14 protein-coding genes, 3 pseudogenes and 1 riboswitch are annotated in these 17,095 nt (G+C 35.2%); of the genes and pseudogenes, 11 read left to right on the top strand and 6 right to left on the bottom strand.

The features are described 5' to 3' along the window. Positions 1-437: 437 nt before the first annotated feature. Positions 438-1,058, top strand: coding sequence for a hypothetical protein (locus ACGH6R_RS02165; RefSeq protein WP_065559308.1), 621 nt, complete (start codon positions 438-440; stop codon positions 1,056-1,058). A gap of 177 nt (positions 1,059-1,235) precedes the next feature. On the opposite strand, the pseudogene bamD reads toward ACGH6R_RS02165, so the two are convergent. Continuing rightward, a pseudogene (gene bamD / locus ACGH6R_RS02160) lies at positions 1,236-1,958 on the bottom strand (outer membrane protein assembly factor BamD); the annotation flags it as partial. 89 nt (positions 1,959-2,047) lie between these two features. Here bamD and rluD point away from each other — a divergent pair. Together rluD and pgeF are read left to right on the top strand one after the other, a co-directional pair. Continuing rightward, on the top strand, positions 2,048-3,022 hold the full coding sequence (gene rluD, locus ACGH6R_RS02155) for a 23S rRNA pseudouridine(1911/1915/1917) synthase RluD (RefSeq protein WP_411598753.1): 975 nt from the start codon (positions 2,048-2,050) through the stop codon (positions 3,020-3,022). 10 nt (positions 3,023-3,032) lie between these two features. Further along, a complete protein-coding gene (pgeF, locus tag ACGH6R_RS02150) occupies positions 3,033-3,800 on the top strand; it encodes a peptidoglycan editing factor PgeF (protein ID WP_411598962.1) in 768 nt (255 codons plus the stop codon). Between the two features lie 353 nt (positions 3,801-4,153). On the opposite strand, the gene ACGH6R_RS02145 is transcribed toward pgeF, so the two are convergent. Then, complete coding sequence (locus ACGH6R_RS02145; RefSeq protein ID WP_267352472.1) at positions 4,154-4,768, bottom strand: 7-carboxy-7-deazaguanine synthase QueE; 615 nt, start codon at positions 4,766-4,768, stop codon at positions 4,154-4,156. Between the two features lie 2 nt (positions 4,769-4,770). Then, positions 4,771-5,193, bottom strand: coding sequence for a 6-carboxytetrahydropterin synthase QueD (queD, locus tag ACGH6R_RS02140; RefSeq protein WP_267380739.1), 423 nt, complete (start codon positions 5,191-5,193; stop codon positions 4,771-4,773). 3 nt (positions 5,194-5,196) lie between these two features. Continuing rightward, a riboswitch (PreQ1 riboswitch) is annotated at positions 5,197-5,242 on the bottom strand. Between the two features lie 283 nt (positions 5,243-5,525). Here queD and clpB point away from each other — a divergent pair. Then, entirely contained in the window at positions 5,526-8,096 is a 2,571-nt protein-coding gene (gene clpB, locus ACGH6R_RS02135) for an ATP-dependent chaperone ClpB (RefSeq protein WP_267352474.1), read from the top strand. Between the two features lie 342 nt (positions 8,097-8,438). Next, on the top strand, positions 8,439-9,242 hold the full coding sequence (locus ACGH6R_RS02130; protein ID WP_411598752.1) for a Cof-type HAD-IIB family hydrolase: 804 nt from the start codon (positions 8,439-8,441) through the stop codon (positions 9,240-9,242). 37 nt (positions 9,243-9,279) lie between these two features. Here ACGH6R_RS02130 and ACGH6R_RS02125 read toward each other — a convergent pair whose 3' ends face one another. After that, positions 9,280-10,041 carry a DeoR/GlpR family DNA-binding transcription regulator gene (locus tag ACGH6R_RS02125; RefSeq protein WP_411598751.1) on the bottom strand — a complete coding sequence of 254 codons (762 nt, stop codon included), beginning with the start codon at positions 10,039-10,041 and terminating at the stop codon, positions 9,280-9,282. A 242-nt stretch (positions 10,042-10,283) separates the two neighbouring features. Here ACGH6R_RS02125 and alr point away from each other — a divergent pair, with 242 nt between their 5' ends. Continuing rightward, positions 10,284-11,372: an alanine racemase gene (gene alr / locus ACGH6R_RS02120; protein ID WP_411598750.1), complete on the top strand. Its 1,089-nt coding sequence runs from the start codon at positions 10,284-10,286 to the stop codon at positions 11,370-11,372. A gap of 6 nt (positions 11,373-11,378) precedes the next feature. Continuing rightward, positions 11,379-12,392 (top strand): endolytic transglycosylase MltG, encoded by a 1,014-nt coding sequence (gene mltG, locus ACGH6R_RS02115; protein WP_411590563.1) that lies wholly within the window; start codon positions 11,379-11,381, stop codon positions 12,390-12,392. A gap of 99 nt (positions 12,393-12,491) precedes the next feature. On the opposite strand, the gene ACGH6R_RS02110 is transcribed toward mltG, so the two are convergent. Together ACGH6R_RS02110 and ampD are read right to left on the bottom strand one after the other, a co-directional pair. Then, positions 12,492-12,809, bottom strand: coding sequence for a YqcC family protein (locus ACGH6R_RS02110; RefSeq protein WP_411598961.1), 318 nt, complete (start codon positions 12,807-12,809; stop codon positions 12,492-12,494). Continuing rightward, positions 12,810-13,352 (bottom strand): annotated as a pseudogene (gene ampD / locus ACGH6R_RS02105) (1,6-anhydro-N-acetylmuramyl-L-alanine amidase AmpD); the annotation flags it as partial. It lies immediately after the preceding gene. A gap of 200 nt (positions 13,353-13,552) precedes the next feature. On the opposite strand from ampD, the gene ppdD reads away from it, so the two are divergent. The 4 genes and pseudogenes from ppdD (at position 13,553) to ACGH6R_RS02085 (ending at position 17,041) form a co-directional block, all read left to right on the top strand. After that, complete coding sequence (gene ppdD / locus ACGH6R_RS02100; protein WP_267352480.1) at positions 13,553-13,984, top strand: prepilin peptidase-dependent pilin; 432 nt, start codon at positions 13,553-13,555, stop codon at positions 13,982-13,984. A 44-nt stretch (positions 13,985-14,028) separates the two neighbouring features. After that, positions 14,029-15,120, top strand: a pseudogene (locus tag ACGH6R_RS02095) (GspE/PulE family protein); the annotation flags it as partial. Beyond that, positions 15,117-16,292 carry a protein transport protein HofC gene (gene hofC / locus ACGH6R_RS02090; RefSeq protein WP_411598749.1) on the top strand — a complete coding sequence of 392 codons (1,176 nt, stop codon included), beginning with the start codon at positions 15,117-15,119 and terminating at the stop codon, positions 16,290-16,292. The pseudogene ACGH6R_RS02095 and the gene hofC, both read left to right, overlap by 4 nt. Next, entirely contained in the window at positions 16,292-17,041 is a 750-nt protein-coding gene (locus ACGH6R_RS02085; RefSeq protein ID WP_411598748.1) for a prepilin peptidase, read from the top strand. The genes hofC and ACGH6R_RS02085 overlap by 1 nt, the downstream gene beginning before the upstream one ends. Positions 17,042-17,095: the final 54 nt, after the last annotated feature.

The following is a 17,095-nucleotide window of genomic DNA, read 5'->3' as shown; positions in this document are numbered from 1 at the left end:
CAATGGCTATTGAATGGTTAAATAGCCATCAACTGTTTTGATAAACGTTAACTGTCTTTTAATTGGTCAATATAATAGCTATCATTAAACACACTTAAGATACGAGAAAGAATGATTTTTCTCTTCAACCGGTATATTTTCGAAATTGGTTTAAATAAGTTCATCGACTTTTGGGGCTTCAATCTCATCTAGGCAATATTGTTCTTACGTGATGAATATATGTCCTATCTATTATTGCTAATAAAAAATAATTTGGTAACTCTATTGGCACGTTTTATAAACGATGTAAGAAACAAGAAGAATGATTTGATACCAATATTTATATGAATTAAACACAATAAAGTTAACAATATAAATAAAAAGAAATAAATCTTTTCTTCTCAAAGTATTTAAAAAAAACTTAAGATATATTTCTAAAAAAATATAAGGAATAGCTTATGGAAAATCGTACATTTGAATTTCGTTGTTTTACTCAGCGCTCATTTAAAAATTTAATGATACTCATTTGTTGCTTTGGTGTTTTAGTCCTTGGTTGTCTCATGTATTTATTTTTCTCTGATGCGATCATGCCGATGATTCCCAACCGGTACTTTGAGGTCATTTTTATTGTTGGACTGCTTGTTCCTGAATTATTTTCTATCTTTCTGTTTGCTATATGTATTGCTCGCTTGTTTCGTAAAAAAATGACGATTAATGTCAATTCATATTCGATTAGTATTGATGACCATAAAACATTGAATCAAACGTTTCAATGGTCAGCATTAAAAACAGTAATAATGTATAAAAGTACCGTAGTGCTATATCAAACGATTATTTTGGAGTTTAACAATAAGCTTATTAATATGATGATGGCAAAAAGTATATATTTATCCAAAAAAGATATTGATCAATTTCTTCAATTTATACAATATGTCGAAGAACAAATTATAAAGCCAGATTTTACATTATCCTCATCGGATACAACTTTATCAACTAAACTTACCCAAGAACTAACAAAAGCATTAACAAATATAAATGATGATCATGGAGTATACCGTTATTTATATGTCAGAAGGTAACGAGGCAATGTTTCTTGATGATAAAATACTAATATGGCTATTTAAACAATTAAATAGCCATACTCGATTTTATACAAATTTGGATATGAAGTGATTAATGGTTAATTAGCCGCCATTAAAGACGCTAGTAAACCGTGAAAAGAATGACTTTTGTTCCTCTTTGGGCATATTTTCAAGATTAGCTTGAATGAGTTTATCAACATTTTCGACTTCTGCCGTTAACCCTAATTCTTGATAAGCATTGCGCATTAACAATAGAGCAGATTTTGTTGAATCTGTATCGGGAAATAGGGATAGCATTTGTGTCACACGATTAATGACAGCGACATACGCTCCACGTTTGGTGTAAAATTCAGCCACTTTTAACTGATATCGTGCTATTCTATTTTTTAAAAAAACTAAGCGTTTTTGTGCATCAGCGGCATAATAACTTGATGGAAAACTGGAAACGAGGTAGGAAAAATCTTTAAAAGCCGTGATCGCATATTGGGAATCGCGATCTGAACGATCAACATTGAACCAACCCTGAATCATATTGTCATCTTGAGCCATATTAGATAGGCCTCGCATATATATCACCCAATCAACATTTGGATGAGTCGGATTCAATTTTAAAAAACGGTCTATTAAGGCTACAGCTAGTGGTAAATCTGCAGTTTTGTAATATGCATAAATTAAATCAAGTTGAACTTGTTGAGAATAGGGACCAAAAGGGTAACTTTTATCCAATGCTTCTAAAACAGAAATACTTGATTTTAAATTACCACTATTAAGTGCATCTTGTGCTTTACTATGGAGTTCAACCTCTGATACATTTTCAACATCAGGCTTTGTTGATGTACAACCAATAAGCACACCACTTAATGCGATAGCCAATAACGAGTGTAAGCGTAATTTCATTCAGTTTCCAATCCAAAAAATAAACAATAACCGTTATGATTAGTATATAATACTCTAAAACATATCAGCTTAAAATAGATAAATTACATATGCAAGAATTAAAATTATCAAATCAAATTGAGTCAACTCAACTTGGGATGCGTTTAGACCAAGCATTATCAGAACTTTTCCCCGATTATTCTCGCTCAAGAATTAAAGACTGGATTATCAATAATAAAGTATTAGTAAACGATGTGATAGTTAATAAACCCAAAGAGAAAGTATTGGGTGGTGAAAAAATTATTATTCATGCTGAGATTGAAGAAGAGACTTATCATCAACCAGAAGATATTAAATTAGATATTGTTTATGAAGATGATGATATTTTAGTGATAAATAAACCACGAGATTTAGTTGTTCACCCAGGTGCAGGTAATCCAAATGGCACAGTATTAAATGCGTTATTACATTACTGCCCTGAAATTGCTCGCGTTCCACGTGCAGGTATTGTTCATCGGTTGGATAAAGACACGACAGGTTTGATGGTCGTTGCTAAAACTATCGTTGCCCAAACGCATTTAGTCGAATCGCTACAATTAAGAGAAATAACCCGTGAGTATGAAGCGGTAGCTATGGGTATTATTACGGCGGGAGGAACGATAGATCAGCCGATTACCAGACACCCTACCAAACGAACTCATATGGCTGTGTTTCCGACAGGAAAACCTGCTGTAACACATTATCGTGTTTTAGAAAAATATCGATTGCATACAAGATTGCGTTTACGATTAGAAACTGGACGAACACACCAAATTCGAGTACATTTAGCACATATTGCTCATCCTTTGGTCGGTGATCCTCTTTATGGCGGACGTCCAAGACCACCAAAAGGGGCAAGCGAAACACTTATTAACACATTACGAGAATTTGATAGGCAAGCATTACATGCAACCATGTTAAGGTTATATCATCCAGTAACGGGTGAGCAAATGGAATGGCATGCGCCTATACCAGAAGATATGCAAAGACTAGTTGAAGCATTACAAGAAGATACAGAATTATATAAACATGAGCTGGATTGGTGAAAGAAAAATGATTAAATCGATTTATCCTTACTGGTTTGCGCCGAAAAATGTTCGAGCGTTGACCACAACACGAATGGGCGGTGTCAGTATGCCGCCATTTGAAAGTTTAAATATGGGAGGGCGTACCGGTGATAATATAAATGATGTTGCAGAAAACCGAAAACGCTTAATTACCGCTGAACAAATACCCAGCGAACCTTATTGGCTTAATCAAACTCATAGTACTGTCGCCCTTGATATTTCACAAATAAAATTACACCCCCCCACTGGAATCGTTAATAATAAACAAATATTTGAAGCTGACGCGGCTTATACTCATCAAGCAAAGCAAGTGTGTGTTGTGTTAACTGCCGATTGCATGCCTTTATTATTTTGCTCTTCGAAAGGCGATGAGGTCGCGGCAGCGCATGCGGGTTGGCGAGGATTGTGCAATGGAATTTTAGAAGAAACCGTTAAAAAATTCTCCTGTAAACCATCCGAAATTATGGTTTGGATGGGACCAGCCATAAGTGCCAAAAAATATGAAGTAGGGGAAGAAATAAAAAAACAATTTGAGGCCATCGATCCAGAAGCAAAAAGTGCATTTAAATTAATCAATATACCAGAGCAAAAATATTTGGCCGATCTCTACTTAATTGCCAAACAACGTTTGAATTCAATAGGTGTAAATAAAATATTTGGTGGTGATTATTGTACTTATACAGAACAAGATAAATTCTTTTCTTATCGACGAGAAAACCGAACAGGAAGAATGGCATCAATGATTTGGTTTGAGTGATATTTAAAAAAATGGTGCAAACATTCTCAGATTAGCTGGCAAATAAAGAAACCAATCATGACGTTCCTCAGTTATTCTATTTTGGTGACTAAAAAATATAAAACTTTTCTTTTGCCAGCTAAATAATCATTCTTACGTGTTTAACTTAGTGAAGTTAAGTTAATTTTCATTAAAAATTTATCTTTCATGTTTTAAGCAAGTTAATCTTGGCTAATAGTATGAAAAGTTCAAACATGTTATTCTTATTTTCGTAACAAAAACTTTATTAAATTATTAAGTTATATAACCATCACAATCGTTCGGGCAAAATTATGAGTCGTTAACGGTAAACAGATGTGCTTTTTCGTGATTAATTATTCAATATTAGCAAATTTATGCGTTTGGATATTCAGTAACCATTTATTTTCAATACGATTTTGATTAATTTGTCCAAGTAATATGATTGTGTCATGCATGTTAAACTCGCCATTTCTTTCACAAGGCGATAAGTAATAACGTTTAGCTTGAATATTTTGTTCAATATATTGGCAAAACGAAATGAAGTCAGGATGATTTTCAGCAACGATTCTCACTTCATTAGCAATTGACTGAACTATTTTTTGATAACGTGATTGATAGCAAAACTTAGGACTGAGAGCGATATAGTCAATTAAAGCGTCGACTTTGCCTAAACCATTACTTTCAATAGCAATAAAATAACCCGCTTGTTTAAGGGGGAAGAGTAATTTAGATAGATCTTTAACTAAGGTTGGCTCGCCACCCGTAATAATGATATTTTTGCTTTTATACTGTTTCACTTTGTCGAGAAGTTGATCTAATGTGAAACGGGTATATTGGCGAAAATTGGTATCACACCAACAACAATTTAGATTACAACCTGCCAAGCGAATAAAAATGGCGGGCATACCGGTATTATAACCTTCGCCTTGCAGTGATTCGAAGATTTCAACAATACGAAACTCAAGCATAGTTAACCCCGTTGATACTCGCAGTATGAGCTTGGGGTTTCCCACAGTTTAATCTTGGATATGGGTAAATAGTTCGATAAACAATCAAAAATGTATTGACTCATTCCTTCAGCGGTTGTGCGACACGGAAAAGCAAATGTTTTTCGATCCATTTCTTGCAATAAGGTAGCAATACGGCATTCATTAACATTATTTTGGTGGTAAAGATAAGCATGATCGAGCGGATCAATAATATGTTTTTTTACAATGGATTTGAGATCAGCGTAATCCATTACCATATCTTCGCTGGAACCCTTATTAATGAGTTCACCACTAATTTCGACGACTAATCGGTAAGTATGACCATGCAGGTTATGACATTTTTTGTTATGCCCGTCTAACATGTGACAAGCATCAAATTGGAACTCTTTGGCAATTTTGAACATTTTACATTCCTAGTTTTTTTTCGTGGGATGGATCACGAACCACGGTTAGTTAACCTAACAGAAGAAAGCGGTTAATATAATAGATATCAAGTTATTTGTCACCTTTCAATGATTATCTGAAACTAGATATTCTATTTAGGATGCGATTGTAAATATATTTAAATTTATCATTTTTAGGTCTAAAATGTTTCACGTTAGTCAGTTTTTATTATCTGTAAAAAAATTCTTGACAAGCTCTTGAAATTTTTCCTTCCACACTCATTTAGTCATTATGCAAATGGAATAAGTGTTTAATCATTTATGCCAAATTTATTGCTAAGGAGATAGATAATATGAGGTTAGATAAACTCACAAACAAATTTCAACAAGCTTTAGCTGATGCGCAGTCTTTAGCATTAGGCAAAGATAATCAGTATATAGAGCCTATCCATGTACTCTCAGCAATGCTTAATCAAGAAGGCAGTAGTGTTAATCCATTATTGGCAGCTGCTGGGGCAAATAATGCCATTTTACAACAAGAATTAAATCAATCCATTGACCGATTACCTCAAGTGCAGGGTGTCGGTGGCGAAGTTATCCCTTCTCAAGATTTAATTAAAGTTTTAAATTTATGCGATAAATTATCTCAAAAAAATGGAGATAGTTATATCTCTTCAGAGCTATTTATATTAGCTGCATTAGACGAAAAAGGGAGCCTTGGCGATATCCTAAAAAAATCGGGTGTCACTAAAGATAAATTTCTTCAAGCAGTCAATCAATTAAGAGGAAGCGACAACGTGAATGATCCAAATGCAGAAGATCAACGTGGTGCGTTGAAAAAATACACTATTGATTTAACACAGCGTGCAGAACAAGGTAAACTCGATCCAGTTATTGGGCGTGATGAAGAGATTCGCCGTACGATACAAGTGTTACAACGTCGTACCAAAAATAACCCTGTGTTAATTGGTGAACCGGGTGTGGGTAAAACTGCGATTGTTGAAGGATTAGCACAACGTATTGTGAATCGTGAAGTCCCCGAAGGATTACGTAATAAACGTGTCTTATCCTTGGATATGGGAGCCTTAATTGCTGGTGCTAAATATCGCGGTGAGTTCGAAGAGCGTTTGAAAGCTGTCCTTAAAGATATCGCTAAAGAAGAAGGTCGTATTATTCTGTTTATCGACGAAATTCACACTATGGTCGGTGCAGGTAAAGGCGATGGTGCTATGGATGCCGGAAACATGTTAAAACCAGCATTAGCTCGTGGTGAATTACACTGCGTTGGGGCAACAACACTTGACGAATATCGTCAATATATTGAAAAAGATCCTGCATTGGAACGTCGTTTTCAAAAAGTTTATGTGGCTGAACCGACTGTTGAAGACACCATTGCCATTTTGCGTGGTTTGAAAGAGCGTTATGAATTGCATCATCATGTTCAAATTACCGATCCAGCCATTGTGGCTGCGGCAACCTTATCGCATCGTTATATTTCAGATCGTATGTTGCCAGATAAAGCTATTGACTTGATTGACGAAGCTGCATCGAGTATTCGTATGCAAATGGATTCTAAGCCAGAATCATTAGATCGTCTTGAAAGACGTATCATTCAACTTAAACTTGAGCAACAAGCGCTTAAAAAAGAGTCGGATGATGCCAGTAAAAAACGACTTGAGATGTTAAATAATGAACTTGCTGAAAAAGAAAAGGATTATGCGTCACTTGAAGAAGAGTGGAAATCAGAGAAAGCTGCACTTTCGGGCACTCAGAATATCAAAGCAGAGTTGGAAAAAGCTCGCACTGAGATAGAACAAGCTCGTCGAGCAGGGGATTTAAACAAGATGTCGGAATTGCAATATGGCAAAATTCCGGAACTTGAAAAGAAACTCGCAACAGCTACGCAATTAGAAGGTAAAACCATGAAATTATTGCGTAACAAAGTGACCGATAACGAGATTGCCGAAGTATTATCGAAAGCGACGGGTATTCCTGTTTCGAGAATGCTTGAAAGCGAAAAAGATAAATTATTACACATGGAAGACGCTTTACATAAACGTGTTATTGGGCAAGATGAAGCTGTTGTCGCTGTTGCAAATGCTATTCGTCGTAGCCGTGCTGGTCTTTCTGATCCGAATAAACCGATTGGGTCTTTCTTATTCTTAGGTCCAACAGGTGTGGGTAAAACCGAGCTTTGTAAAGCATTGGCAAACTTTATGTTTGATAGTGAAGATGCAATGGTACGGATTGATATGTCTGAATTCATGGAAAAACATTCCGTTGCTCGCTTAATTGGTGCGCCTCCTGGTTATGTTGGTTATGAAGAGGGCGGATATTTAACCGAAGCTGTACGGCGTCGACCTTATTCAGTGATTTTACTGGATGAAGTGGAAAAAGCGCATCCGGATGTCTTTAATATTTTATTACAAGTCTTAGATGATGGTCGCTTAACTGACGGACAAGGTCGTACAGTGGATTTCCGCAATACGGTTATCATCATGACATCTAACTTGGGTTCTGATTTAATTCAAGGACAAGTTGAGCTTAGTTATGACGAAATGAAAGCATTAGTTATGACTGTGGTAACTAAACATTTTAGACCTGAATTTATCAACCGTATTGACGAAACGGTGGTCTTCCATCCACTGGGTCAAGAAAACATCAAAGCGATTGCTAGAATTCAATTGGCACATGTTGAAAAACGCTTAGATGAACGAGGTTATGAAATGGATATTTCTGATGCAGCGTTAGAACATCTTGCTAAAGTTGGTTTCGATCCAATTTATGGTGCAAGACCGTTAAAACGCGCTATTCAACAAGAAATTGAAAACCCATTAGCACAACAAATATTGTCCGGTAAATTAGTACCAGGTAAAACCATTCATTTGGATTTAGTGGGTGATAATATCGAAGCTAAACAGTAATCAACAAATAAACCGACCTTAATGGTCGGTTTTTTTTTATTGTACCGATCCGTCACTTTAACAGTGTATATTGCGGTAGATAAGTCATCGTCAATTTTAGATCTATCAATAATCAATCGATCCATTCTCGTTTTAACTCATTTGCATTAATAATAACTTTAACATATTAATAATATTGAGTATTTCCTAATAGAAAAACATCAATGGAATTTTTGACTTCATTTTTTTTGTGATCATGATCTCATCCTGAACGATTACAATATTGCCAAATCGATCATAAAACATCATAATCAATCATATCTTGATTGATTAAATAAAATGGCAATGAGAAAGGATATTAAAATGATTAAATTGATCATAAGTGATCTAGATGGGACATTTTTAAATAGCCAAGGTGATTATGACCGTAAGCTATTTTCGCAAGTGTATGCGCTTATGGCTGAGCAACAAATTCATTTTGTCACTTGTACCGGTAAACAATGTGAACGGGTTGAAGAGCTATTTGGTGATTACAGCGACAAAATCTGGATAGTCGGTGATAGCGCAACGACCATAAAACATAAAGGTGAATTTATTTATCGCTCATTCATCCCTAATGAACTAGGGCAGCGTATGATAAAAACCTTGGAACAAGTTAGTAAAGCGCACGTTATCATTGCTTGTACTGCTCAAGGAGCCGTCATCAAAGCCCATTTACCTGAACGATTAAAAGCTAAAGTCCGAGGTTCATATGCAACAATAATTGAAGTGGATGATCATGCTCTTATTGGTGATGACTTTATTAAAATCACTGTATATGATGAAAAAGGGCAATGTTTACAAACTCGACAGCATTTAACTCCTTTTGAAAACCAAGCTTATATTGTGGTGTCTGAAGCTTCATGGATTGATATCACTCAGCATGATGTTCATAAAGGGAATACTATCAAAAAATTACAACAGCTACTTAAGGTAAATTATCATGAAACCATGGCATTTGGTGACGGTTACAACGACATAGAATTACTTGAACAAGCGGAGTATAGTTTTGCAATGCGTAATGCATTTGAAGAAACCAAAGCTGTCGCTAAATTTATCACCGGTTTCAATGATGATAGTGCGGTACTGAATACGATAAAGCAACTAATTGAATTGCAAAGCAAATAATGGTATGCTCAGATTGAGTTGATGACAGCTGAATCTATTAAGCGATTTCTATTTTGAGATTAAAATCTTCAAAGCCCTCAATTTTGCTATCTCGACTAGCGATAATGATATCTATATCTTCACAAGTGGCAACTTTATAGCGAGCAACTTGTTGCATTTTGTCGGCAATCACTGCGGCTATAACCTCATTGCTTTGCGTAATGACTTCTTTTTTGAAGCAGGCATCATCATAATAAACTGCGCTTAACCCCGCATGCGGGTCAAGTCCACAAACGCCAATAAAGGTTTGATCAAAGACCATATTTCGGATTTGATTAACGGTATCAGCGCCCATTGTTCCCCCCGTTAACGGATTAACTTTGCCACCTAATAAAATGAGCTCGCCATTGGTACGGCTACTTAAGACCGAAGCAATTTGAGGAGAATTGGTGACAATCGTTAATGTCAAATTTTGTGGGATATAACTTGCCATTGCTAAATAGGTGGAACCAGTATCAATAAAAATGCAGGAATTATTTTTGATTAATTTTGCACATTTTATTGCTACTGAAGATTTTTCGTCTACACATTGATTAATACGAGTTTCAAATGTGTCTGATTGTTTTAAATGGCTAACTGCTCCACCATATACACGCTTGCAAACACCGTCACGGGCTAGTTTTTGTAAATCTCGACGAATCGTGTGTTCTGAAACCCCTAACAATTTAATTAAATCAGCACTGACAACACGCCCTTTTTCAGTCAAAAGCTGCCGGATAAAAGATTGGCGTTGTTCAGGGAATGCATTATAATCAATCATCTAATATCCTTTAAAAAATTATGCTGATTTCTAAAAATATCTTTAATGATCATACCGTTTTTAAGCGAATTATCCTATGATTTTTTAAAAGGATAAATTACTTCTGCCCCCGAATTTTTTAATTAACTTATTGATTGTGTGGTTTTTTTGTATTAAAACTTGATTAACCTTTCATATTTTATTTGTTATTATTTAGAACAGAAATTAAAATATCTTTTTTTACCTGAGTTAGGTTGGAAGTAATGTCTATTGCTGTCGTTAATGTTAATCGTCAAGCTATTCTGCATAATATTGAGTATGTGAGACGAAATTCACCTAATAGCTCCTTAATGGCTATTCTTAAAGCAAATGCTTATGGTCATGGGATTGCTGGCATTGCTCAATTATTATCCGATAAGGTCGACTACTTTGGGGTTGCAAGACTTTCTGAAGCGCTTTTGTTACGGCAAATTGGGATCATTACCCCCATTGTTTTGTTGGAAGGTTTTTTTCCACATGATGAAATAACGGATTTAATTGATTTTAATTTGCAAACTGTGGTTCATTCAAGTTGGCAAATTGATGCGTTAAATGCGATTAAAATTGAAAATCAAATCACAGCTTGGTTCAAAATAGACACAGGTATGCATCGTTTAGGGTTTCGGTTTGATGAGGCTCAAGGTGAATTTAATCGATTAGCAAGTTGTTGCGTTGTGCGTAAACCATTAAATATTATCAGTCATTTTAGTTCTGCTGATGATTTTTCTTCCAACCAAACGTCAAATCAATGTTTGCTGTTGGACGAATTTGTTGAATCAATTTCTAGTAAATCATTGCTTGATAAGCAATCTATTGCTGCTTCTGGCGGTATTCTTGCTTGGCCAAATTCACATCGTGATGTGATTCGATTAGGTATTGCTTTGTATGGCGTTTCTCCTTTTGAGAATCCCATTGCCGAATTACACCCAGCTATGACGTTTAAGTCAGAGCTAATTGCAGTAAGAAAGCATAAAAAGGGTGAATCTGTGGGCTACGGGCAAATTTGGACAAGTCATAAAGAGACAAAATTAGGTGTTGTTGCAATGGGGTATGGTGATGGATATCCTCGCGGTATACCCGAAAATACGCCTGTGTTAATTAATGGTAGACGTGTTCCTATTGTGGGGCGTGTTTCAATGGACATGATTATTGTTGATCTGGGACTGAATAGTTCGGATAAACCAGGCGACGAAGTCATTTTTTGGGGAAAGGAGTTGCCGGTAGAAGAAATTGCTAAATATACAGGTATCAGTGCATATGAATTATTAACGCGCTTAACTACACGAGCTAAGGTTCACTATATAGATAAATAAGTTATGATTAAAAAAATATTTTTATACACGTTTTTGGCAATAATTTTAGTTGTCACCGCTTCGCTTGCGTTGGGTTACTATTTTTTACAACAGTTTTCTAAACAGCATATTCATGTTAACGATGATAATAAAGTGTTTATTATCAAAAAAGGAACGTCAATACATCAGTTAGTTGAACAAATAGATCAAGCAAATTTAATGGATAGGGCTTATCTACTTCCTTATTTGTATAAATTAAATCCTGAATTAAGTTCTATTAAAGCAGGGGGATATAAGTTAGAACCCCATATGACTGTTGATGAGTTTCTAAAATTATTAGTGTCAGGGAAAGAAAGCAGTTTTACGCTAAGATTTGTAGAAGGGAAGCGAGCCAATGATTGGTTAAATACCATGAAAAATACCCCTTACATTCAACAAACTTTGGTTGATAAATCAAGCGATGATATTGCAAAAATTCTAGGTATTGAGGGGCCTCTTGAAGGGTGGCTTTCGCCAAATACTTATCTTTATACGGTCGACACCTTAGATATTAATATTTTAAAACGTGCTCATCTCACTATGAAAAATAACTTGCAAAGAGTGTGGGAAAATCGTGATAGTGGGCTACCATATAGCACACCGTATGAATTACTTATTATTGCCTCAATTATTGAAAAAGAAACTAGTCTCAGTTCTGAACGTGCGAATGTAGCATCTGTTTTTGTTAATCGATTAAAAGCAAAAATGAAGCTGCAAACCGATCCTACAATTATTTATGGTTTAGGTGATAAATATACGGGTAAAATTAGACGTATTGATATGACCGATAAGACTAATCCTTATAATACCTATGTCATTAATGGTTTACCACCTACGCCTATTTCAATGCCAAGTTTAGCGTCGTTAGAAGCTGCGGCACATCCTGCTGATACCAAATATCTGTTTTTTGTCGCTAATGGTAAGGGCGGACATACGTTTACGACGAATTATAATAGCCATTTAAAAGCGGTCAATGAGTATCGAAATAAGTTAAAAAAATAAAAATTATGTTCTTTATTAAAATTACCGCGTGCAGAACGCGGTAATTAACTTCTCAGATCTATTCAATATCACTTTTTCATATGTTTAAGCCACCATTAACTATTTGGATTGGGTCAATTCATCAAGTTGTTTTATCAGATCTAACAAATGGTCAATATTGTTCTCTGACTCTTTTAACGCTTCTTCAAAATAGGGGTGTAACGCAAAGGGGGGAATAGCCGAATTGGCATCAATTATAGCTCGAATTCGGGGTATAAAAATCCATTGTAACCATTCGTATGATTTCATGGTATCAAGAGCAAAAGGTTGTTGACTTAAAAAAGCATCCTGAGTGGGTGGCAAGGCTTGCCATAAATCTATTTTTTTTAACGCTTGCTCAATTCGTTCTAATTGATCTTTAATTAAGTTAGCTTGCATTTTATTAGCAAGCAAATGCCTATAATATTGCCAATCAAAATAAGGCCCAGGATCTGTTTTACGTTCTGGTGCAATGTCACTGTGTCCGGTGATATTGTGAAGTGGATAAGTTTGTTGTAGTAGAAGGGTGACTTTTGCCAGTTGTTGATATTGCACTTCGGTAAATTTTTCACTATCACATCCTTCCAATTCGATTCCTATTGAAAAATCATTACAATTTTCTTGTCCTTCAAATGCTGATATACCTGCATGCCATGCTCGTTTATCAAAAGCTACAAATTGAATTATCTCACCGTCACGACGAATAAATAGGTGACTTGATACCTGCATTTGATAGATATCGGCAAAATAAGGGTGTTCATTTGGATCAAGCTGACCTGTGAACAGTTGTTCTACATAAGGGCCACCAAATTGATTGGGCGGAAGGCTTATATTATGAATCACTAATAATGAAATGGGTTTATCACTTGGTCGATCATTATAAAATGGTGAAATGACCTGTTTTACACCTTGTAACCAACCATTAACGATCTTTAAGGACATATCGACTCCCTATCTTATAAAACTTTGTTATCAAATGACTGATTTGTGATTTGACTTCCAATAATTTAAATAATGATGAAATCAGAAAAACAATTATTGTTATCCTTTTTCCATACTTGGCATACCGTTATTATTTCATTTTTTTTAAACGCTATAAAGTTGCTTGTGTTTCGTTAGCAATTTAATAACAGAGAATGAATATGAACAAACAATCGGGATTTTCCTTATTTGAACTCATGATAGCAATTATAGTAATTGCTATTTTAACGGCAATTGGTTTGCCTGCTTATCAAGGCTATGTAAAAAAAGCAGCCATGACCGATATGCTACAAGCCATGACCGCTTACAAAACAGCGGTAGAAATATGTGTAATTGAGCAAGGTGGATTAGCAAATTGTAATAATGCAAATAATGGTATTCCAATGACTAAATCAACCAATTATGTCACCTCAGTGACAGTCACAAATGGGATGATTGAATTAGTTGGACAAAATGCCTTATCTGGCTTAACAGTAACGATGACACCGACGCTGAATATAACCCATGGTAGTGTTGATTGGTCACGTACCTGTGTAACTAATCCTGTTGATGTAAGCTTAAATAGTGTATGTGAAGATATCTTTAAATTTTAAATTAATGCAACAATAAAATGGTTTTAGTCATGCAAGAAGATCAACTAGTCGACAGTATTGATAAATTATTGCTTAAAGCTTTAAAAAAACGTGCTTCGGATATTCATTTTGAACCTTATCAACAAAGTTATCGCATTCGTATGCGGATTGACGGTGTATTGCATACCATACTGGTTCCTCCTTTAACACTGGCAAAGCAAATCGTTGCCAGATTGAAAATAATGGCAAAGTTGAATATTGCAGAACAGCGATTACCCCAAGATGGGCAATTAGTAATAGATCGTTATGCAATGCGGATTTCAACCTTACCGGTCATGAATGGTGAAAAAGTGGTGTTACGCGTACTCGATAATCATGATTCACCGCTGTCAATTCACGATTTAGGATTAACGGATCGGGATCTTGTTCAGTTTCAACAAATATTAAATTACCCACAAGGATTAATATTAGTTACAGGGCCGACAGGTAGCGGTAAAACGGTAACGCTATATAGTGGACTGAAAACATTAAACCTGCCTCATTGTAATATCTGTAGTGTGGAAGATCCGATTGAAATACCGGTTGAAGGTATTAATCAAACGTCTGTAAATATGAAAATTGGGTTAACTTTTGCAACCATTTTACGCGCTTTGTTAAGGCAAGATCCTGACGTGATGATGATTGGTGAAATTCGTGATCATGAAACAGCAGAAATAGCCATTCAAGCTGCCCAAACCGGACATTTAGTCCTGTCTACCTTACATACTAATTCAAGTATAGAAGCAATAACACGTTTGAATCAAATGGGAATAGAACGATATCTCATCTCTGCTAGTGTTAAATTAATCATCGCTCAACGATTAGTACGTAAGTTATGTTGTCATTGTAAAGTGGTGGCGAGCGAGCTGATTAGGCTAGGACAAAAGCCGATTCCACATTATGTCGCAATCGGATGTGAGAAATGTGTAGGTGGTTACTCAGGACGAATAGGGTTATATGAATTTTTAACTATCACCCCTGAAATTCAACACCAAATTTTAAATCAACAGGTTATAACACCTTCAAATCAAATTTCTTTAAGGCAATCAGCTGAACAATTAATACAGCAAGGGATAACGACCTTAGCAGAAATAAATAGAGTATTAGGTGAAACATGAAAAGGCTCTATTATTGGTACGACATCAATTTTGTAGAACATAAAATTATAGCGGCTTCACAAAACGATGCGCGACGGCAATTATTATTGCAAGGTGATATCGCCATAAAATTCAAGGCAGGTCACTATGTATTTTCAAGTAGTTTTAAGCGTATTGAATTATATATCTTGACAAAACAACTGGCTACCATGCTAAAAGCTGGATTACCTTTGCTTGAAATTTTGCATTTACTTGCGCATGAACACCCTAAACAGCATTGGCAATGTTTATTGACGGAAATTGCAGGGCAACTAGCTAAAGGAGAACGACTATCAACAGTACTAACTCAACATCAATCTGTCTTTCCACCACTTTATGCTGAAATTATTGCAACAGGGGAATTAACAGGACAACTTGATTTGAGTTTTGAACAATTGGCTTTTCAAATAGAGGCATCAATTAATTTACAAAAACGACTAAAAAAAGCATTGCGTTATCCATTATTCCTTTTGTTTATGTCAGTTGTTGTAACACTAATTATGTTATTGATAGTATTACCTAAATTTGTAGATATTTATCAAAGTTTTGAAGCTGAACTTCCCTTTTTTACATTATTAATTATTGATTTGTCTTACTATATTCAGAATAACTATGGGAAATGGGTCGGCATGATTGGTTTGTTTTGGCTTATTTATCATTATCACTTAAAAAAATCTTACGCCCCAAAAATGGATAAATTAATATTGAAATTACCATTCTTGAATTCGTTAATTCATACTTTGCATTTAACCCAAATATTTCAGACTCTTTCGATAACTCAAATAGCAGGTATTCCTATATTGAGTGGGTTGAATGCGGTTGCAACAATTATGCAAAATTACCATTATCGTCATGTTATTTATCAAATTATCGCCGGAATTGAACAAGGTTATTCATTCAGTGCTATTATCGAGCAGCAAAGTTTATTACCTCCATTGTGCAGTCAATTGATCTTGGTTGGTGAAGAGTCAGGTACATTAGATTTGATGCTAAAACAACTAGCAGAATATTATCAGGAACAACATCAAACGCTGACTGATAATATGATACAGCTGTTTGAACCGCTGTTGATGTTAATTTTAGGTTTGATTATTGGTGGGTTAATTATTGCCATGTATTTACCGATTTTCCAATTGGGGGATGTAATTCATTAATGATTTGGTTAATTATTGGATTGGGAATGTGTTTGGGAAGCTTCATTCATGTGGCTTACTGTCGTTTTAAGCCTATCTATTCAGGGTATGAATATTTAATTGCTATTTCTTTTCATCACTCTCGTTGTCCACATTGTCACAAACAACTTAGATTTTGGCAACTGTTTCCTGTTTTTTCATGGCTATTACTGAAGGGACAATGCTGGGCGTGCAAAGGGAAAATTCATTATCGCTATATCGTATTTGAGATTTTATTTGCGGTTATTTTTGCTATTCTATTTTTGACAAAAGGCTGGACTTTAAATACGGTTTTATTAATGATATTAGCGTGTTATTTTCTCTTATTGGCAATGATAGATCTAAAATATTATTTATTGCCAGATCTATTTACTCAACCCCTACTATGGTTAGGGATTTTAGCTGGCTATTTTAATCTGTTTGGCATTACGTTAAATAAAGCGATCACTGGCATTATTTGGGGTTATTTTTTATTAATTGTCCCTAAAGAATTATTTTATTTGCTGACCAAAAAACAGGGACTAGGGCAGGGTGATGTTAAGTTATTGGCTGCTTTAGGCGCATGGATATCTTATGAAGATCTTCCCTTGTTGTTAGTTTTTTCATCATTTTTAGCTATCGTTTATTATCTTATTTTGCGTTATGGATTAAGTGATCAATCAATAACTGTAATTCCATTTGGTCCGTTTTTGTTAATGTCGGGTTATTTGATTTTGTATTACCATGTGTGAGTTTTTTCAGTTATATACTGTTTTCAAAGCCGTTTTAATGTTTGATTGAAAATA

Source organism: Gilliamella sp. CG13 (genome assembly GCF_046635805.1).
In the GTDB taxonomy this organism is placed as follows: Bacteria; Pseudomonadota; Gammaproteobacteria; order Enterobacterales; family Orbaceae; genus Gilliamella; species Gilliamella apicola_I.
The sequence above is the reverse complement of the archived record's forward strand: the minus strand, read 5'-3'. Positions and strand labels throughout refer to the sequence as shown.